The sequence below is a fragment of the Clostridium sp. SM-530-WT-3G genome (assembly GCF_012843905.1).
Classification (GTDB): Bacteria; Bacillota; Clostridia; order Clostridiales; family Clostridiaceae; genus Clostridium.
Genome location: NZ_JABAGC010000009.1, coordinates 39298 through 59279 on the forward strand (window position 1 = coordinate 39298; position 19982 = coordinate 59279).

Annotated in this window: 17 protein-coding genes and 2 pseudogenes; 4 read left to right on the forward strand and 15 right to left on the reverse strand. The window is 27.9% G+C overall.

Going from position 1 to position 19982, the window contains the following annotated elements:
- Positions 1-60: 60 nt before the first annotated feature.
- From HF850_RS05480 to HF850_RS05500, 6 genes and pseudogenes are all read right to left on the reverse strand, one after another.
- Positions 61-588 carry an FAD:protein FMN transferase gene (locus HF850_RS05480; protein WP_169104470.1) on the reverse strand — a complete coding sequence of 176 codons (528 nt, stop codon included), beginning with the start codon at positions 586-588 and terminating at the stop codon, positions 61-63.
- A gap of 130 nt (positions 589-718) precedes the next feature.
- Positions 719-1618, reverse strand: coding sequence for an FMN-binding protein (locus tag HF850_RS15680; protein ID WP_243159408.1), 900 nt, complete (start codon positions 1616-1618; stop codon positions 719-721).
- A 48-nt stretch (positions 1619-1666) separates the two neighbouring features.
- Positions 1667-1942: pseudogene (locus tag HF850_RS16120) on the reverse strand (4Fe-4S binding protein); the annotation flags it as partial.
- Between the two features lie 54 nt (positions 1943-1996).
- The gene (locus tag HF850_RS05490; protein WP_169104471.1) at positions 1997-2743 is read right to left on the reverse strand and encodes a tetratricopeptide repeat protein; all 747 of its coding nucleotides are present in this window, start codon (positions 2741-2743) and stop codon (positions 1997-1999) included.
- A gap of 447 nt (positions 2744-3190) precedes the next feature.
- Positions 3191-3997 carry a hypothetical protein gene (locus tag HF850_RS05495; protein WP_169104472.1) on the reverse strand — a complete coding sequence of 269 codons (807 nt, stop codon included), beginning with the start codon at positions 3995-3997 and terminating at the stop codon, positions 3191-3193.
- A 129-nt stretch (positions 3998-4126) separates the two neighbouring features.
- Positions 4127-4267, reverse strand: coding sequence for a hypothetical protein (locus tag HF850_RS05500; protein ID WP_169104443.1), 141 nt, complete (start codon positions 4265-4267; stop codon positions 4127-4129).
- Between the two features lie 227 nt (positions 4268-4494).
- Here HF850_RS05500 and HF850_RS05505 point away from each other — a divergent pair, with 227 nt between their 5' ends.
- The gene (locus HF850_RS05505) at positions 4495-5523 is read left to right on the forward strand and encodes a 3-deoxy-7-phosphoheptulonate synthase (RefSeq protein ID WP_169104473.1); all 1029 of its coding nucleotides are present in this window, start codon (positions 4495-4497) and stop codon (positions 5521-5523) included.
- A gap of 225 nt (positions 5524-5748) precedes the next feature.
- Complete coding sequence (locus HF850_RS05510; RefSeq protein ID WP_169104474.1) at positions 5749-7362, forward strand: Na/Pi cotransporter family protein; 1614 nt, start codon at positions 5749-5751, stop codon at positions 7360-7362.
- Positions 7363-7442: 80 nt separating this feature from the next.
- On the opposite strand, the gene HF850_RS05515 is transcribed toward HF850_RS05510, so the two are convergent.
- The 5 genes from HF850_RS05515 to HF850_RS05535 form a co-directional block, all read right to left on the reverse strand.
- Positions 7443-7928, reverse strand: coding sequence for a hypothetical protein (locus HF850_RS05515; protein WP_169104475.1), 486 nt, complete (start codon positions 7926-7928; stop codon positions 7443-7445).
- Positions 7929-8132: 204 nt separating this feature from the next.
- On the reverse strand, positions 8133-9185 hold the full coding sequence (locus tag HF850_RS05520; RefSeq protein ID WP_169104476.1) for a C40 family peptidase: 1053 nt from the start codon (positions 9183-9185) through the stop codon (positions 8133-8135).
- Positions 9186-9518: 333 nt separating this feature from the next.
- On the reverse strand, positions 9519-10610 hold the full coding sequence (locus tag HF850_RS05525) for a ribose-phosphate pyrophosphokinase (protein WP_169104477.1): 1092 nt from the start codon (positions 10608-10610) through the stop codon (positions 9519-9521).
- Positions 10611-10810: 200 nt separating this feature from the next.
- Complete coding sequence (locus HF850_RS05530) at positions 10811-12568, reverse strand: DEAD/DEAH box helicase (protein ID WP_169104478.1); 1758 nt, start codon at positions 12566-12568, stop codon at positions 10811-10813.
- 267 nt (positions 12569-12835) lie between these two features.
- Positions 12836-13216 (reverse strand): hypothetical protein, encoded by a 381-nt coding sequence (locus tag HF850_RS05535; protein ID WP_243159409.1) that lies wholly within the window; start codon positions 13214-13216, stop codon positions 12836-12838.
- Between the two features lie 166 nt (positions 13217-13382).
- On the opposite strand from HF850_RS05535, the gene HF850_RS05540 reads away from it, so the two are divergent.
- Positions 13383-14429 carry a hypothetical protein gene (locus HF850_RS05540; protein ID WP_169104479.1) on the forward strand — a complete coding sequence of 349 codons (1047 nt, stop codon included), beginning with the start codon at positions 13383-13385 and terminating at the stop codon, positions 14427-14429.
- 126 nt (positions 14430-14555) lie between these two features.
- Here HF850_RS05540 and pepT read toward each other — a convergent pair whose 3' ends face one another.
- Together pepT and HF850_RS05550 are read right to left on the reverse strand one after the other, a co-directional pair.
- Positions 14556-15773, reverse strand: coding sequence for a peptidase T (pepT, locus tag HF850_RS05545; RefSeq protein ID WP_169104480.1), 1218 nt, complete (start codon positions 15771-15773; stop codon positions 14556-14558).
- 299 nt (positions 15774-16072) lie between these two features.
- Positions 16073-16741: pseudogene (locus HF850_RS05550) on the reverse strand (DDE-type integrase/transposase/recombinase); the annotation flags it as partial.
- A 122-nt stretch (positions 16742-16863) separates the two neighbouring features.
- Between HF850_RS05550 and HF850_RS05555 the strand changes: the two are divergent.
- A complete protein-coding gene (locus HF850_RS05555; RefSeq protein ID WP_169104481.1) occupies positions 16864-17115 on the forward strand; it encodes a hypothetical protein in 252 nt (83 codons plus the stop codon).
- Between the two features lie 77 nt (positions 17116-17192).
- Here HF850_RS05555 and gltS read toward each other — a convergent pair whose 3' ends face one another.
- Together gltS and HF850_RS05565 are read right to left on the reverse strand one after the other, a co-directional pair.
- Positions 17193-18389: a sodium/glutamate symporter gene (gene gltS / locus HF850_RS05560; RefSeq protein WP_169104482.1), complete on the reverse strand. Its 1197-nt coding sequence runs from the start codon at positions 18387-18389 to the stop codon at positions 17193-17195.
- A 232-nt stretch (positions 18390-18621) separates the two neighbouring features.
- Positions 18622-19959: a CHAP domain-containing protein gene (locus HF850_RS05565; RefSeq protein ID WP_169104483.1), complete on the reverse strand. Its 1338-nt coding sequence runs from the start codon at positions 19957-19959 to the stop codon at positions 18622-18624.
- Between the last annotated feature and the right edge of the window lie 23 nt (positions 19960-19982).

The window sequence follows — 19982 nt, forward strand, 5'->3', positions numbered from 1 at the left end:
ACTCCAGACATATTTAACATTCATTTGAATTATTTTAACACTTTAAATAAGGCTTGTCACTTAAAAACACATTACTTTATATTCTTGAGTTAATGTAAAATTAGCTAAAAGATCTTTTGTAATTATTATTTCATCATCAGTTGTAATCATTATTCCACTTATATTATTTTTTTTCATGAATTCATATGCTTTATATTTTCCCATTATAAATAACGGCGTAGATAATCCATCTCCATCAATTGATGCATCACTGATAATTGTTATACTTTTTAAATCAGACTCAGCAGGATATCCTGTCTTAGGGTTAATTATGTGATGATAATATTTATAACCACATATAAACCCTCTTTCATATGCTCCTGATGTCACTATAGACTTATTTTCTAAATTTATAGTACATACAATGTTATTGCTATGCTTTTCAGGCTCATATATTCCTATTTCCCAAAGTTTATCCTCTTCTTTCCTACCAAGAACTTTTATATTTCCACCAAGGTTAATAATTGCTGATTTAATATTGTTTTCCTTATATAATTCTATTACCTTGTCAGCAATATATCCCTTTGCAATTCCTCCCAAATCAATCATTGAACCTGACCCACATTAACAGAAACTTTTTGATATATTCTTGTTCCAAAAATCACATCCCACTTTTCAACGTACTTCATCCTAATTTACCTCCATTATAAAAATAATTTTATATAATATATTAATTTATCTAATTATTATTAAGTGCATTATTTACTGCATTTATAATCCCCTTGCTTGTATAAGTTGCTCCTGAAACAGTATCTACATCCGTGCTCTGCTTTTGTATTATACTTGCTGGAACCTGTTCAAAAGCTTTTTCACAAAATCCTGGTGTTTCATTATGACTCAATATTTCAATATCACTAATCTTTCCACCACTCACCTGAACTTGTACCTTTAAATTATTTGAATAACCATTTGCTGTTCCTTCATAAGTACCATCTTCATAAGAACCTGAAGCCATATCAATACTTTCAGTACTTTCTAGTGATGCTGCTCCTTTATGGCCTCCTTCTCCATGCTTATTTCCTTTTTTCTTGTGGTCATGATGTTTTTCCTTCTCCTCCATATCATCTAATGACTTTACAGTGTTATGACTTGTACTAGTTGATACTGATGTGGATTTATTATTATTCTCATTCTCATCATCTATCTCATCTTTACTGCTTAAATAAATAGTATGTTGTTTTGGACACACTTTTTCTTCCACACATTCAAAACATGATATACAATGTAAATCTCTAACTTCCTCCTTTTCTGACACTTCTATATTCATAGGACATGATCTGCTACATTTTTTACATCCTATACAAGTACTTTTCCTTCTCACAACTCTAAATACTTTAATTTTATTGAACAGTCCTAAAAGTGCTCCATATGGACATAAGTACTTACACCAAGGTCTATAAATAATAAGTGAAATTCCAATAATTATTATTAAAACTATAATACTTATTAAACTGAATTTTCCATTAAATAATGATAAAAAACCATGGTAAGGATTTATTTTTTCTAAAATAATTACACCGCCACTTACTGCTGTCAATATAATAGTTAACACAAGCATAATATATCTCAAATATTTCATTTTAGAGTGTATTGAATATGGTACAAATGTATTGTATTTTCTCTTAAAAATTTTCTTTCCTAATCTGGCACATAAATCTTGTATTGCTCCAAATGGACAAAAGAAACCACATATTATAGGACCAAATAAAACACTTAAAATTATTACAGCACCTATTACTAGTCCAAGTATACTTTTAACTTTTACTACAAATAGACTACTTGATGTTATAAACTGATATATGCTTGTAACACCACATATAGGACATATATAATGGAATATGGATTCCGATATCCATGATATTGACTTGCCTATAGAACTTAAATAATGATTGAATGCTGCTATAAAAAAAAGCTATAAATCAAAATGATTTATAGCTTCTTGCAAAAATTTATTTAATTACTTATCAAAATCAATTTCTTCTGAAACAACACCTGAATTCTTAAGTTCATCAACTGCTTCTATGTAACGTTTATCTTCTGGCGCCACTTTACTTGCAAGCTCATAACAGTATAGTGCTTTTCCTATATCATCAAAATGATAATAACACGCCGCAAGTCTATTTAATAAAGTTGCATTTAATTTATTTATGCTTAAAGACTTTTTATAATATTTTAACGCTAATTTATAGTTCATCTTCAATTTATCTGTTGAATCAAACTCTAAAATATCTTCTCTTGATAAATAAATATTACCCATACATTCGTAAACTAAACAGATTAACTCCTTATTTTTTTCATATTCTTCATTATCTATGTCCTCTAATCCTCGATTAAAATAATCAATTGCCTTTTCATTTTCATTTGCCTGCATATAACATAAACCAACATTAAACATGCTTTCTCTATCGTTACATATTGTATAATGCTCTTTAAAAATCTCGATAGCCTCTTCTATTTTCCCAAGAAATCTTAAAGCTAATCCATTTAAGAATAATGAATCATAGTTTTCTTTATCAAATTCTGATGATTTCTGTGCAAAATATAATGCTTTTTCAAATCTACCTTTATTAATTTCATTTTTAGCAAGTTTGTTTAAATAAAATGCAAGCTGTTTATAATCTGTTATCTTGCCTCCTGAAACTCTAATTTTATTATATTTTAAGAAATTGTCTATAATCTCCTGTTTATTTTCTTTATTATCCATAATTCCACCTACTCCTTGATTAATACAGCTATTATATCATTTAAGAAAATTAATTACCACTCTAATCCAACGATTTATATAATGTAATTAATTATCATATAAATCATGGTGCTAAAAGAGAATATCTACATATAAACAAAAAAAGTGTTGTGATTCATTACTTTCACAACACAAAATCAAAATAAATATTGTAAGAAAAATCAAATAACCACATTGTATTCAGGCTTTTATTTTATGATAATTATAATTAATAAAAATATAGGCAAAATAAGTTACATATTTTCAATTACCATATTAATAAAAAGCGTCTTGGAACATAATTTATATACATCTCTGAATACTTAATTATATTATTTTCCCTTCTCATTTATGTTACTTTACCACTATATCACCCAATAATTTAATTGTCAATATATCCCAAAAAGCAAGACCATATATCCTTTAAGACTAATTCGTTTCAAGCTTAATAAGTGCATATATATTATTAATTTTTTTTTCATAAGATAAAAATTTTCCCCTTACTTCTCTTTCATCTAACACACCAAGCATAAACGGCATATAAATAATATTATACTTTTGAAATTCTTTAAATTTATCAATTTTAAAAGTTGAATTTTCCATCACTTTAATATTATCAATTATATTAGAACCTCTTATATTACTTCTTGTTTTATATGACTCATTATGAATTGTTTTAAATTCCTCATTATTTGCAATATCACAGCTGGCAATCACCACAATTTTCTTTCCCTGTATCTCACTTATTTTCCTAATAGCTTTTCCAAATTCAAAAAGTCTATTACTATCTATTATTGATGTATTTATGGTTACCAGTTCATAATTTCTATAATTCTTATTAATAAAATATAAAGGCACCATAGATCCATGATCAAGCTTATAATTCTTAGATTCGCTATCATTAACAGTATAATTTATAGAATTGCTTTCAAAATAATCTATGACACCTCGTGAAAATATATTATCCAGTTTAACTACAAAGCTTATATCTACATTTTTAAATTCTTTAAAATTACCATATATATATTCTCCCATACTTATTGTGAAGAAATTTTCTCGTAAATTTCCATGTGGAGAAAGAATAACAATAGTTTCCGGTTGAATTTTGCTTATCTCCTTTCCAATTTCTTCACATGCTTCACTAGTCTTTTTTAATCTTTGCATATTTGAGTCTGCTATTTCATCTATTATTTCTGGTATATGTGGCATTAAATAATATCCTAATATGTTATCCACCTTAAAACACGGCCTTTCATCTTTTGAATTAGTTTATACTTAGTATATATTATCAGATATTCATATTTTTATATACATATTTATTATAATTTGAAAGAAACTATTTTTCAGTAGACTCCTAAAGCACCTTTAAATAACCTGCCATGGATTATCTTCATCATTCATAAATGCAATACAACTTTTTATTGAAATTTCAACATTATATTCCTTACTAAACTTTTTAAAAAATTCTGTTTCATCATCCCTGTGACTATAAGCTAAAATTTTCATAAGAATCCCCCCAATAAGATGTAAAATTAATACCTTAATAACAATATAATAACTCTTTTTCATACATTAAAATAGCAATATATATTTTTCTTATTTTTAATATATATTGACTATTTTTTATCAATATATTTATATTATGTAATATTTATTAATCTTTTATCAATACTTGACTAATTCTTTTAACAATTATATAGTATTATTATACATATATTAAGGGGGCATAAAAAATGAGTTTTTTAAACATTAGAAAAATACCATCTCCAGAAGAAGTCATAGAAATGACACCTCTAGATGAGCATTTAAAAAAAATTAAAGCTGAAAGAGATGCAGAAATAAAAGATATATTTGCTGGAAAAAGCGATAAATTTGTGGTTATCGTTGGACCATGTTCTGCAGACGAAGAAGATTCTGTATGTGATTATATAAACAGACTTGCAAAAATTAATGAAAAAGTTAAGGACAAGCTATTTATTATCCCTAGAATTTACACTAATAAACCAAGAACTACTGGTGAAGGTTATAAAGGTATGCTTCATCAACCAGATCCTGAAAAATCACCAAACATGGTTGAAGGTCTGCTTGCAATAAGAAAAATGTTTATCCGCTCAATAAGAGAAACATATCTTACTCCTGCAGATGAAATGTTATATCCTTGTAATCATATTTACTGTGGAGATTTGCTTACTTATGTTGCAGTTGGGGCAAGAAGCGTAGAAAATCAACAGCACAGACTTACTGCCAGCGGAGTTGATGTTCCTGTTGGAATGAAAAATCCTACTAGTGGTGATTTAAGCGTAATGTTTAATTCAATACACGCTGCTCACTGCAAACAAGATTTTATATATAAAGATTATGAAGTATCTACTACTGGAAATCCATATACTCATGCAATTTTACGTGGTTCTGTAAATAAACATGGAAATTCTATTCCTAATTATCACTATGAAGACTTATTGAGAGTGAATGATATGTATAAGCAACATGATTTTCCAAATCCCGCTGTAATTGTAGATGCAAATCACAATAACTCTAATAAAAAGTTCTATGAACAACCACGTATAGTAAAAGAAATATTAAGAAGTAGAGAATATAATCCTGAATTAAAGAAACTTGTAAAAGGTGTTATGATAGAAAGTTACATTGAAGAAGGTTCTCAAAAAATTAACGAACATATTTATGGTAAATCTATTACTGACCCTTGTCTTGGAATTAAAGAAACAGAAAAACTTTTATATTGCATTGCTGAACAAGTTTAATTAATAAAAAATCCTCCACTATGGGGGATTTTTTATTAATTTTATACTCATAATATATATACCATAGTATTTAAAAGATTGCTTGTATGAAGTTTAAGTATATATACTAAAATACAAAATTAGAATATTAAATTTAAGGTAATAATTTATTTTTATTAACATTTATTTGAATTTAAGTTAAAATTTATATTGTAAAACAAATATCACAATAAAGGAGCGAAACACATGGATATGTTAAAAACTATAATAGAACTCATGGGTGGACTTGGTTTATTTATTTATGGTATGAAGCTCATGGGAGATGGACTTGAAAATGCAGCCGGAGAAAGCCTTAAACATATTTTGGAAAAAGTAACCAGTAATAAATTTATGGGAGTTGCAATTGGAGCTATTATAACTGCTATAATTCAAAGTAGCAGTGCAACTACAGTAATGGTAGTTGGTTTCGTTAATGCTGGTCTCATGAACTTATCTCAAGCTCTAGGAGTTATTATGGGTGCAAATATAGGTACTACTATAACTGCTCAACTTGTAGCTTTTAAATTAGATCAAATTGCTCCTATTTTTGTCTTTGTTGGTGCAGGTGTTGTAATGTTTGCAAAAGCAAAAGAAAGAATAGAAATAGGTAATATAATATTAGGTTTTGGTATTCTTTTTACTGGTATGGGTGCTATGACTACTGCTATGGCTCCAATCGCTTCATCACCACTATTTACTCAAATTTTAATTTCTGTAGGCAATAATTGGATTATAGGTATTTTAACTGGTTTAGCACTTACTGCAATATTGCAAAGTTCTTCAGCAACTACTGGTATTCTTATAGCTCTTGCTTCAACTAACACAATAACTATAAACCTTGCTATTCCAATTCTCTTTGGTTGTAATATTGGAACTTGTGTAACAGCTCTAATTGCAAGCATAGGCACTAGTAAAACAGCCCATAAAGCAGCTCTCTTACATTTAATATTTAATGTAGCAGGAACTATAATCTTTATTCCTTTTATAGGATATCTATCAGCATTTGTAAAAACCACAAGTCCTGATATAAGCAGAGAAATAGCAAATGCTCATACTATTTTTAATATTACTAACACTGCTATACTTTTACCTTTCAGTTCCTATATAATAAAATTTGTTAATAAAGTTATTCCATCTGAAGACAAAATTGAAAGTATGGGACCAAAATTTATTGATAATCGATTCTTAGAAACACCTGTAATAGCTGCTGGCCAAGTTATAAAAGAAACAATAAGAATGGCAAATAAAGCAAAGGAAAATGTTGAACTTGCGATGAAAGCATTTTTGACTAAAGATGAAGAATTAATAAAACAGGTTTATGAAAATGAAAAGTTGATAAATCTTTTAGAGGAATGTATCACCACATATCTCGTTAAACTATCAAAATGTATTTTATCAGATAAGGAAAAAGTTATCGTTGCATCTACATTCCACATAATAATAGATATTGAAAGAATAGGTGACCATGCTGAAAATATAGCTGACTTAGCTGTAGAAAATAAGAATAAAAAATTAAAATATAGCAGTGAAGCTTTAGATGAGCTTAATCAAATCTATAATTCTGTTATAGATGCTTTAAATATTTCAATAACAGCATATGCAACAAGAGATATTGAAAAAGCAAAAAGTATAATTAAAGTTGAAAATTTAATTGACTCTTATCAAAAAGAATATCGAGAAAAGCATATTAAAAGGCTTTACGAAGGAAAATGCAATGCTTATGAAGGCGCAATATTCCTTGACTTAATAACTGATTTTGAAAGAATAGGTGACCATTCTACTAATATTGCTGAAAATGTAATTGAAAATTATATAGATTAATATTTTTATAAAAAACACTTCTATACAGCTTACAGAAGTGTTTTTTACAATTTTAAATATTTAACTTTCAAACATATTTTCTATGATGCATCATGAAGTTTCTCTATTAAAATATCCCTCTCATTCTCCGCTTTAATTTTTCCAAATATAGTTTTTAATATTAACATTCTTAAATCATCAGATAAATTCTCTAAATTTTCTAATACTCCATTCTTATCTCTCTTTAGAATATCGTTTACAATACTAGTTAAAACAATTTCACTACTATTATTATCAAGACTTTCTTCAAAGCATCTTCGTATAATCCAGTTATTATTTTTACTTCCAAGTATTATTTGAAGTATATCTAATGTATCTACTGTTGATACTCCATATTTTTTAATTATATCTAATATTTTTATAAGCCCACTATTAATAGCAATTATATCAGTGTTTTGTTTTATTCCAGCAAAATCAGCTATATATCCAGCATCCTTTACTATTGAGTTTCTTAAGTAGTCTTTATTACTTATATCCACTTTCTTTTTTAAATTATCATATAAAAGATTTATTACATATAAAATCATCTCGTTCCTCCACCATACTCTTTATTAAAACCTTTTCATAAATTTCAAAAATTGAATCGATATTTATATCTTTGATTATATAATAAATAATAAAAACTTTAAAGTTAAAGTTTTAAATTTTAATGAATAAAAAATCACCAATCATAACATAATAAATATGATACGATTAGTGATTTTATACCGTAAAATTTAACATACAGAAAATTACTGATTGTCAGTTCTGTTTAATACTCTTCCAGAATATTTCATATTGGATGTGCTTAACTGACTTATTTTTATTACATCACCTGTATGTGGAGCATGAATAAACATATCATTTCCTATATACATTCCAACGTGTGTTGAGTTTGATTGATGATTAAAAACTAAATCTCCTGGTTTTATTTCAGCTATTGATATTGGTTGACAATAGCTTTGTTGATCCTGAGATACTCTAGGTAGAGTTATTCCATGTGCTGCAAATATATACTGCATATATCCAGAACAATCAAAACCTGCTGGAGTTGTTCCTCCCCATAAATAAGGTATTCCTAAATACTTTTGTGCTTCAGTTATTAATGCCTTTGCATCTTCCGACATATCAGAAGGTAATGTTATAGGCACTATATTGCTCGTACTTAAATCTAATAAATCACTGTTAGCTTTTATGTAATCTAAAAGCTTAGCTTTATCATCTTCTAATTTTTTAATTTCTGCTTCTAATATGTCTTTGCTTTTTTGAAGTTCATTATTCTCTTTTTCAATTTTGCCTTTTATGTTTGTAAGATTTTGTTTTGCATTTTTTGCTTCATTTATAAGTTTTTTATCTGTTGTACATATTTGATTTATCAGTTTTACTTTTTGTATAGCTTCTAAAATATTATCTGAACTTAAGATTACATCTATATACTTTAATATAGATGTTTCAAGACCACCAGTCACTTGTATTTGCTTTATTCTTTCCCTTAACGCCTTGTCCTTTTCTTCAATATTCTCTTCTGCAGCATTTATTGATGCTTCATTTTCTTTTATTTCCTCTTCTTTTTGTGCTATCTGATCCTTAAGTTCATTTAATTTTGTCATTTTGTATTCAATTTTACTATCATAATCCTGTATATTTTCAACTACCTTTTCAATATTCAAATTATTATTTTCAGAAACAGCACTTGTAACCTCCTGATTATCATATGGCTCTGCAAATGCTGGCAATGCACTAGTTGTAGTAATAGTCATAATTGTTAAAGCAGCTACTAGTGTATTTATACATTTCCTTTTCATTTTTGGCTCCTTCTTTTTTAGAAACTCTAAATTAGTCTCTATTTTTTTGAATTATAATAACATATTTATAATTACTATTCTATCTGTATTTTACTTTAAAATTATTATATTAAATTCTATTTTTAAAGTGATTTGTAATTATTATACTTATATTATATCAATTCAATTCTTTTCAATCAAATATAATACCGTTTTATATTATTAAGAAAATATTACATTAGTATTACTTTATAACTAAACCTTATAAATTTAGTATAAAAAAGTAAATTCAAAACATATAAAAAAATCTCTCATAGTAAAAATTACTATGAGAGATTTTTATATGTTTAAGTATTATTCATTTAATAAATTATGTATAACTCTTGTAGCATCCATATATTTTGCTATAGATTTTCCATAGTTTAATCTATTTATTATTCTTGCAGAAAGTTCTGATAAATCCACAGAATTAAACCATGGTGCAGCTAAAAGTTGTGGAGATGTATATGTTAAGTTTGTGCAGTAAATTCCTGAAAGAATTCCTTCCTCATAGAATTTATTGAATTTTTCAATACCTTCTGTAAAGAATCCAAATGTAGCAGCAACATATACATGCTTAGCATTTCTTTTCTTTAATTCTTTTGCTATATCAAGTACAGACTCTCCTGACGCTATCATATCATCAACAATTAATACATCTTTACCTTCAACATCTCTTCCCATATATTCGTGTTGAACTATTGGGTTTTTACCATTTACTATTGTTGAATGGTCTCTTCTCTTATAGAATAAACCAACGTCTACTCCTAAAGCTCCAGCATAATATATTGCTCTATCCATAGCTCCAGTGTCTGGGCTAATAACAAGTAATTTTTCTTTATCTAATTTTACGTCTTTTTCATTAGATACAAACGCTTTAACCATATCAAAAGTTGGATATATATTTTCGAATGATAATAATGGAATTGCATTTTGGATGTTTGGATCATGAACATCAAATGTAATTATTTCATCTACACCTAATCTTTCTAATTCTTGAAGTGCTAAAGCACAGTCAAGTGATTCTCTTCCTTTACGACGGTGTTGTCTTGATTCATATAATAAAGGCATGATAACTGTAATTCTAGCAGCTTTACCTCTTATAGCAGCAACAGTTCTCTTTATATCTTGGAAGTGTTCGTCTGGACCTTTATGACTTACCATTCCAAACATCTTATATGTACAGCTGTAATTTCCTACATCACATAATATATATATGTCTCTTCCTCTTACTGTTTCTGAGATCTTAACCTTACCTTCACCATTTGAAAATCTTATTTCATCTAATGGAATTAAGTATGACTCTTTGTGTCCTCTTCTTTCTCTTATATGCTTATCAATAGCATTTCCTAATTCAATACAGCTTTCTAACGCTATGATTCCAAGTTCATGATTTAATTCAGTCATTTGTGTCTCCCCTTTTTAAATTATATTAATAAGAATTCTACTTTTAGAATACACTCAAACATTATCAGTATATACTAAAAATAAGAATTTATAAACAACTTATTAAAAATTTTTTTAAACATTATATATTTTTTCCAAATAATAGCATTTTTTATTGATTTAAAGATTAGTTTCGTAGATTTCCTCAAAATATTTATCAGTTATAATCGTAATAAAATTTCATTTATTAAACTACTAACCTTAATTCTCTCTTCATATACCCAATTCACATCAAATGTCAAATTGAATATCTTAGAAAATGAATAATACATATTTACCTTTTGATAATATATTTCCAAATCATCAAGATTTCCATTGTAGCACTCAGGCTTAAACAATTCTTTTTGTTTGTTTACAAATAATTCATCTACATAATCAAGAAATGTATCCATTAAAGCATCACTCTTAACATCAAATGGAACCTTAAGTAAATCCCACTCTATTTCTTGAGTAAGTTTATATTTTTTTATCTTTTCTAAAATATAAAGATATTCACTTATATCCATTTTTCTATAATAATCTAGTTTTTCTTCTCTAGTACTCCACAAAGCAAGCTTTTCATTTAAAGGAAGCCCTTTAATATTTAAAATTGCTTCTGATGGCCCTATAACAGCTTCTCTTATAGTAGGGTCTTCACTTTCTATTTTTTCTTTTATTATATGTGCATTACCACCAACAGAAGCAACATATCCTGTATCATATATTCCGATTCTTCCTGCTCTGCCTGCTACTTGTTTAACTTCCTGAGAGGTAAGTTCCCTTAATTCTTCACCATCAAATTTTCTTATTGTCATAAATATTATTCTTCTTATAGGAAGATTAACTCCCATACCTATTGCATCTGTAGTAACAAGTACTTTTGTTTTTTTAGTTATAAATTCCTCATACTGCATTTTTCTTACTTCTGGTGGAAGATCTCCATATATTACACTTGCTTTTATTCCTTTTTCTGAAAGTTCTTCTGCAATTTCAAGCACTCTTTTTTTAGAAAATATAACTATTGCATCACCTTCGGCAATGTCATTATAGCTGAAGTTTTTATCTTCTACTATAAGGGGTATATTTCTTTTATATTCTTTTATACTATATTCGTCTTTACAATCGCTTATAATTTCTTCTAGTATCTCTCTGCTGTTTAAAGCTCCACATATATGAATTTCATCACATTGTAAACCTAATACTGCTTTACTCCAAGACATTCCTCTAAATGAATCACTTATCATTTGTATTTCATCTATTACTGCAACATCATAATGTTCTTTTAAATTTACTTTTTCAATTGTACATGACGTATGAGTGGAACCAGGTTTTATTATTTCTTCTTCACCTGTAAGCAAATCGCATACTATCCCTTCATTATTAAGTCTTTCATAATTCTCTAATGCTAGAATTCTAAGCGGTGATAGATATACTCCATTCTTTGCTGTTTTCAATCTTTCTATAGCATTATGAGTTTTACCTGTATTAGTATCTCCTAAATGAATAAAAAACTTTCTTTTCATAGATCTTGCTCTAGAATATTCATCTTTAGGATTTAGTGGAAAATTTTCTTCAAATTCTTTACTTATTAATTTAGGTATATGCATCTTTGTTAGAACTGTCATAAATCCTGAATTTAAAAATGAATTATAATTTCCACGCACAACTTCATAAAAATCAAAATCTGTATTGTTCTTTTTATTATAATCTTCTAGCATCCTCTTAGATACATATTCTAATAGTTCTTCATATCGTTCAACAACAGTTTCGTATTCCTTAAGTCCACATTCTTTTAATTCCTTTAGACTTCTAAGCTTTTTACGTATTGAACTTTCATGCTCTAAAAGTGCTCCGCTCTTTGAATGTTCTACTATCTCTTCAATATTATTTATCTGACTTTTGTACTTTTTAAATTCTCTTATTGCAGCATTTTTTTTCAAATCAAGACCTCCGTTTAATTGCCTATATCACATAAAATTATTTTGCCACTAAAATATTATTTTATAATATAAGTTTAAAATATATTTTAACCAATTTAACTCTAATTATTAATTATAATAATTATTACTACTTTCCACTATAATAAAAATATCAACATTGTCATAAGTGACAACTATAAAAATATCATCTTTTCCTTATATAAATAAAAACCCTAGAAAAACACTATATTCAGTTTTTCTAGGGTTTAAATACACTAACTGTTCAGATTATCTAGCAGCAAAGTCTGCTAGTATAGTCTTATCTATATCTTCAAACTCATATTCATCTATCTCTTTTATATTTATCCACTTAGCTTCATCATAAGATTTATCTAAAACAAATCTTCCTTTAAGGTTACCAATTAATACCTTCAAGCCTTCTTCTTCATTTATTTCATATTCTTTAAATTCTTCAAGGTCAAAAACTATTGTCTTTAAAATTTTATTACATGCTTTATTTACGCATTTTTCAAAGCTTTCTTTTCCTCTAAGTTTTTGGTTTACTAAAGACCATTTACCTATTTCGCCCTTTTTAACTTTCTTTTTTAAAACTAGAATATTATTAAAATCATCTTTTAATATTAATGTGCAAGCAGTAATTTTCATCATTTAATTCTCCTTAGCTTTCAAAATTATGTTAAATCAAATACCACATATATGCATATTATACATTAAAACTATATATTTTAAAATAGTTTTTCATTTTAAAATATTTATTCTATTATGTAACATTGTTATGTATAAATCATAATATGGTGTATAAGGAGGCAGTGCTATGTCAAAAAAATTAAAAATTATAATATGTTTGCTTTCACTATCTCTTTCTTTTTCTCTTCTTTACCTTTATATAACAAATAAGCATGTAGTTAATCAAATAAATACTAATGTGAGCCTTAGAGAAAAAGTACTTCAAATTGATGAATTTAAATCAAATATCACAAATATGTCCTCCATGACCAATTATTATATAATAACCCAAAAAGAAAGCTATAGAGCCGAATATAACAAGAATTTCACTTCAGCCCTTGCTAATATAAATGAATTATATGATTCAAATTATATTACAAAAGAGGATAAGGTATCATTAGAAGATGGATTAAATAAATACAATGATTTAACCAATAAATTTATTTTTATTAACAGAGGTACACCCCTTCCAATTACGGAAGACAATAAAAATACTTTTTTAAGACTAAATGATATAAAATCTAATTTAATGCAAGATACTTCTGATGTTCTAGCCAGAAATATAGAAATAAGTAATTCAAATTCAGGAACAGTTATAAATTTAGTTGATAATCAAAATAGCCTCATTCAAATAATAGGTGGATTTATAACAATGATATTATTATCACCTTTATACTTTCTCAAAAAGAATTCAACCATAATTACAGATCTTATTAAAAGATTTGTATCAAACCACTTAAAAAAAGACAAGGTTTCTTCTACTATTAGTGAGGAGAAAAAAAATAATGATATAATAAAATGTGATGATAAATTAATTGAATGCATAAATTCTGGTTATTTAAATAACCTAGAAACACTTCTTACAGAACGAGAATTAATGATTTCAAATCTAAAAATAATATATTCTCATAATAAATATATGAAAGAAGAATGGATGAAATCAAAGGAATCTTTAGATTCAATTGAGCATGATCTCATTGATTTAAAAAAACAATTAAATCATTTAATGAACAAATCAGATATACCTTACGAAGAGATAAATGTATTAGAAAATAAATTACTAAAAATCCGATTTTTATTAGAAAAACTTCCTGAATATCATGAATTTATAATGAAACTTACCGAAAAGTACTAAAAATCATAGTTTAAAAAGCAACGCGTACAGTGCGCTGCTTTTTTTTCAACAAACTAATACAATCTATTTATAGTATTTAAGCTGCATAGTTCTTAATTACACTAAAGTTCATAGTTCCTAATCATGCTAAAGTGCATATTTTTTTAAAATTTCTATTATTATATTTGTACAGATATCCATACCTTCAGCAGTTATATGTTCAAATTCTCCATGATATGCAAATCCACCTGTTCCAAGGTTAGGACATGGTAATCCCATATAACTTAATGTTGCTCCATCTGTACCTCCTCTAATAGGTTCTATAACAGGAGTAACTCCTAAAGTAGCCATTGCAGCCGTAGCATTATCTATAAGATGGAAACAAGGCTTAATATGTTCAACCATATTTTTATATTGTTCTTTAATAGTTACTTTAACTGTACCTTCTCCATACTTTTCATTTAATAGTTTTTCTGCAAGCTTCAATGTATCTTTCTTAGCTTCAATTTTAGCTGAATCATGATCTCTCAATATATATTCCATTGTAGCTTCATCAGTATTTCCGCTCATCTTTTCTAAATAATAGAACCCTTCATATCCTTCTGTTGTTTCAGGTCTTTCACAAGCTGGAAGCATTCCATTTAATTCTATAGCAACATTTAATGCATTTACCATTGTGTTCTTAGCACTTCCTGGATGTACTGATATTCCATGTATTTCAACTTTAGCCATGGCAGCGTTAAAGTTTTCATAAGATATTTCTCCTTCAATACCACCATCTATTGTATATGCGAAATCTGCTCCAAACTTTTCAACATCAAATAAATGTGCTCCAAGTCCAACTTCTTCATCTGGAGTAAAACCAATGCATATCTTTCCATGAGGAATATTTTCATTTATTATTCTTTCACATGCTGTAAGTATTTCAGAAATTCCAGCCTTATCATCTGCACCAAGAAGTGTAGTTCCATCAGTTGTAATCAATGTTCTTCCCTTTAAGTTCTTTAAATGAGGGAATTTTTCTGGTGAAAGAATACTATTATTTCCTTTTAATAGAACGTCTCCTCCATCATAATTTTCAATTATTTGAGGTTTAACATTTTCACCACATGCTGCAGGTGCAGTATCTAAATGTGCGATTAATCCTATTGATGGTTTATCTTCATATCCCTTTGTAGCTGGAATATACCCATATACATAGCAGTGTTCATCACATCTAACACCTTCTATACCCATTTCCTTCATTTCTTCAACTAACATCTTAGCTAAATCAAATTGTCTCATTGTAGTTGGATGAGTTTCTGAATATTCATCTGAAGTTGTATATACCTTTACATATTTTAATAAACGTTCGTATGCTCTCATTGATTATATCTCCTTTTCTTGTCATACTATAATTAATAATTTAATTTATACATATATAAATTAAATTATTCTATATAAGTAATATATATATTTTTTATATAGGCTGTCAAATTTTTTACTCTAATGTCATGAATATAAAATGTTAATACTGCTAAAACGCATTAACTAATACTTTAAAACTGCTTTAATAAATCCTTATATTTATTAACTATTATTATTTTTCTTTAAAATAGTAATAGTTTTTTATTTTTTTCATATACTAAAACATAGTTAATATTAAGTAATACAAAAAATGATATTAATGTATAAGCTGAATCAGAGCTTCTAGATTTAGTTAAATGAAATGCTAAAATAAATCTAGTTTCTGAATCAATAGCTAACCAGAGATAGTACTTTTCGCCGTTAATGAAAACAACTGTTTCATCCGCATGCCAATCATCATATTGGAGATTTAAATATTCTTTAAACTTATCAGCTTTTAATTTGAAGAAAGGTGCAAATTTATTAGTCCAGCTTGCTATAGTAACGTGAGAAACTTTAATACCTGAGTTTATCATTAGGAACTGAGAAATCGCTCTTGTTGATGAATTGTTGAGAAAGTATAAAGTTAGTGCAGTTAATATAACATGAAGTGGAAAGCGCATTCCTTTCATGGAAAGGGAACCGGTGACTAGTTTACTAGAAGCATCATCAATATTAGTGGTATGATATTTGACTACAATATGGTTACATTTTTTATTATTACACTTATAACGATTGTAATGTTTATAAGCATGATGTAAATATGTACCTTTGCCACACTTTGGACATTTAGGATAGTTCATTTTTGGTAATCCGTCACCATCGCCTAAGGCGAATTGGCGCTTGCAATGCCTACATTGATATTTTTGATTAGCCTGCTTATTCAATCCAAACTTATATAGTTTATCAGAATTACAGCGAGGGCATTTTATATTAGTTTTGCTCATTGTTCTTCTCTCTTTTTTAAGGGGGGATTATTAAGTCTCGCAAACCTATTGTATTTCCTAAGGGCGAGAAGAGCAATGTTCATATAATTTAACAGATCTATAATAGTATATAGGAGGTATTTATGGATATTATATATGTAAAATATAACGGACTTAAAAGACAGACTGTAATAAAAAATAAATCAAATATAATCAAAGATAACACACTACTTTCTAATAATAATTCAAAAATTGTTGCTACACCTTCAAAAATAGTTGATATACAAGATTATAAAGATAATGAGTGCCAAACATTAGATGATGAAATATCAAATTACTTTTTTGAACAAATTCATAAGAATTATTTAAAGTATAGAAAATTATCGCAATCATAATTATAGACCTGCTATATACTGTTTTTATATAATTTTAGCCAAGAGCATTAAACTCTTGGCTAAAATTTCATAAATAGTTATTTCAATAAATTAATAAATAATGTTATGCACGCTGAATTTACAAAATCTATGAAAAGACATCCAACTAGCGGAACAACAAAATATGGTGTTTCTGCAAATCCATACTTTTCAGTAAGTGCATCCATATTAGCAACTGCATTAGGTGTTGCTCCCATTCCAAATCCACAATTAGCTGAAGCAAAAACTGCGGCATCGTAATTTTTTCCCATAACTCTGAATGTTATAAAATATGCGAATAATCCCATTAAAAGAACTTGAGCAATAAGCATTACTATTAATGGTATAGCTAAATCTAGTAGTTCCCAAAGCTTTAACCCCATAAGTGCCATTGTTAAAAAGAATGCTAAACTTATACTTCCTATGGCTTCAATTTCTTTTTCTTCTATGGTAACTTTTAATGCATCACATACATTTCTAATAATTGCTGCTGCAAGCATAGCCCCTATGTATGATGGAAATGTAAGACCAGTATCCTGTATAAGTCCTGAAATAACTGATCCTGCTCCCATTGCTATAAATAAAAATGCACATCCATTCATAAGCCTGCTATGGCATAAAATAGCCACATCATCTTCATGGAAGTCACTTACTGGTATTTCATGATTATTAGATTCCTTAGGAGTTTTTATCTTATACCTATCAATAAGATTTCTCGCAACATATCCTCCTACAAAGCTTCCCATTACTAATCCAAATGTTGCTGATGCAAATGCTACAGTAGTGGCACCTTTAACTCCTAGCTCTTCAAGCATAGGCCCAAATGATCCAGCTGTACCATGACCACCTACCATTGGTATTGAACCAGTACATAATCCTAAAAGTGGACTCAAGTCAAATAATTTTGCTATTGATACTCCTACAACATTCTGCAGTACACATAATATAGCTGCAAGAGCTAAAAAGATGAATACTTTTATTCCCCCATTTTTTAATACTTTTAAACTAGCTGTGTAACCAATACTTGTGAAAAAAGCAGTCATAAAAATATTTTGAAGTGTAGTATCCAATGTAATTGTAGCAAAATTTGTAATCTTCATTATAAAAACAACAATTGCAAATACTAATCCACCAATTACAGGTGCTGGTATACAATATTTAGCCAGTATCTTTATCTTCTTTCTTAAATACATTCCAAAATAGAAAATAATACATACTAAAGCCATTGTTTCAAATATATTTAACTTTATATCCATTACTATGCCTCCTTTCATAATTATTTTTTACAGTACCATTGTATAAAACAATTACATTTTCATTTGCATAATTTAGATATATTTATTATATCCACTATATTTTTTATATAATTAAATCTAATTAATATACCTACAAAAAAATAATACAATGTACTAAAATAATAATAAATAAAAAATCAAATAATGTCAAATAACATAAAAAAACCCTCTAATAATTTAGAGGGTTTATAAATTAATAATTAGGTTCATCAATATAGATATATCCATAAAGGTGATTAGTATTATATATTTCTCTATAATTAAATAGAGAACCATGCCATGAAGATTCAGATATATATACTTTTCCATTTTCTATATTTTCTACTACAGCTACATGTCCACATCCACCTGAGTTAGGAAGTGATGATTTCCATACAGGAACAGCACCAACCTTTGGAGTCGTTCCATATTTATATTTACCAGTTCTTTTATTAGCTTCCCACCATTCATATGCATTTCCTCTGAAATCAGCATCTGTAGGCTTTTGTCCAGTTAATTCCCATATTCTTCCCCATGCATACCATGTACAATTTCCAACAATAGGCTTTCCACTTGAATTTGTAAAAGGTGGTGATAATTTCACCTTATAAAACAAGTTAGAATCACTATAATAATATTGATTATCTCTACTTGGTGCAGATGTTCTCGCTTGACCAAGTGGAACCTTTAAGTTTGATGTAGAATTATTTGAATTTGATGAAAAATTATTTTTCTTTTCAAATGAAACCCACGAACTACTTATATAACCAATAGTGTTGTCCCATTCAACCTTATAGAATCCATTTGTTTCTTTACCGATAACTACTACTTCCATTCCTTTTGGTATTGATCCAATAATATTTGAGTTCATTGAAGGCTGATCTCTTAAATTTAGAGGACAGCTATCAGTTGCTATATATCCAGTTCTATTCTCTTCTTTGTCAAGGCTTGAACTATTTTCTATTGATTCAGTCTTAATAAGGGTTCCACTACTATTAAACTCATGTGTTTTCCCATCAATAATTTTCTTACCTGTTACCATAGCTCCACTGTCTTCAAGATAATACTTTCCTCCATTATGCTCAATCCAGCCTGTTGCCATAGCTCCATTACTCTTCAAATAATACCAATTGCCATCATAGCTTTTCATCCAGCCTGTTGCCATAGTTCCATTACTATTGAAATAATACCATCTTCCATCATAATCTTTACACCAGCCTGTTACCATAGCTCCACTACCACTAAAGTAATACCAGTCTCCACTGTAATCTTTAAACCAGCCTATTGCCATAGCTCCACTATCAAGTAAATAATACCAGTTTCCATCATTGCCTTTAAGCCAGCCTGTTATCATTTCTCCATTGTCACTGAAATAATACCATTGTCCATCTATTTTTTTCCATCCAATAGACTTTTGTCCATTTTCTGTCCAAAACCATTTATTTTGGGAATTTTTATTCCACTCCGCATGTGCTTGAATCATATTAATATTAGTTACTGCACCAGTTATTAAGCATGTTGCAATCATATTTTTAATAAATATTCTTTTCACCTTAATTGTCTCCTCTATGTTGT

Coding starts and splice junctions, on each gene's coding strand:
- HF850_RS05480 (WP_169104470.1), bottom strand. CDS start 588: ATGATTGATTTGGGAGGAATTGCAAAGGGATATATTGCTGACAAGGTA.
- HF850_RS15680 (WP_243159408.1), bottom strand. CDS start 1,618: ATGAAATATTTGAGATATATTATGCTTGTGTTAACTATTATATTGACA.
- HF850_RS05490 (WP_169104471.1), bottom strand. CDS start 2,743: ATGGATAATAAAGAAAATAAACAGGAGATTATAGACAATTTCTTAAAA.
- HF850_RS05500 (WP_169104443.1), bottom strand. CDS start 4,267: ATGAAAATTTTAGCTTATAGTCACAGGGATGATGAAACAGAATTTTTT.
- HF850_RS05505 (WP_169104473.1), top strand. CDS start 4,495: ATGAGTTTTTTAAACATTAGAAAAATACCATCTCCAGAAGAAGTCATA.
- HF850_RS05510 (WP_169104474.1), top strand. CDS start 5,749: ATGGATATGTTAAAAACTATAATAGAACTCATGGGTGGACTTGGTTTA.
- HF850_RS05515 (WP_169104475.1), bottom strand. CDS start 7,928: ATGATTTTATATGTAATAAATCTTTTATATGATAATTTAAAAAAGAAA.
- HF850_RS05520 (WP_169104476.1), bottom strand. CDS start 9,185: ATGAAAAGGAAATGTATAAATACACTAGTAGCTGCTTTAACAATTATG.
- HF850_RS05525 (WP_169104477.1), bottom strand. CDS start 10,610: ATGACTGAATTAAATCATGAACTTGGAATCATAGCGTTAGAAAGCTGT.
- HF850_RS05535 (WP_243159409.1), bottom strand. CDS start 13,216: ATGATGAAAATTACTGCTTGCACATTAATATTAAAAGATGATTTTAAT.
- HF850_RS05540 (WP_169104479.1), top strand. CDS start 13,383: ATGTCAAAAAAATTAAAAATTATAATATGTTTGCTTTCACTATCTCTT.
- pepT (WP_169104480.1), bottom strand. CDS start 15,773: ATGAGAGCATACGAACGTTTATTAAAATATGTAAAGGTATATACAACT.
- HF850_RS05555 (WP_169104481.1), top strand. CDS start 16,864: ATGGATATTATATATGTAAAATATAACGGACTTAAAAGACAGACTGTA.
- gltS (WP_169104482.1), bottom strand. CDS start 18,389: ATGGATATAAAGTTAAATATATTTGAAACAATGGCTTTAGTATGTATT.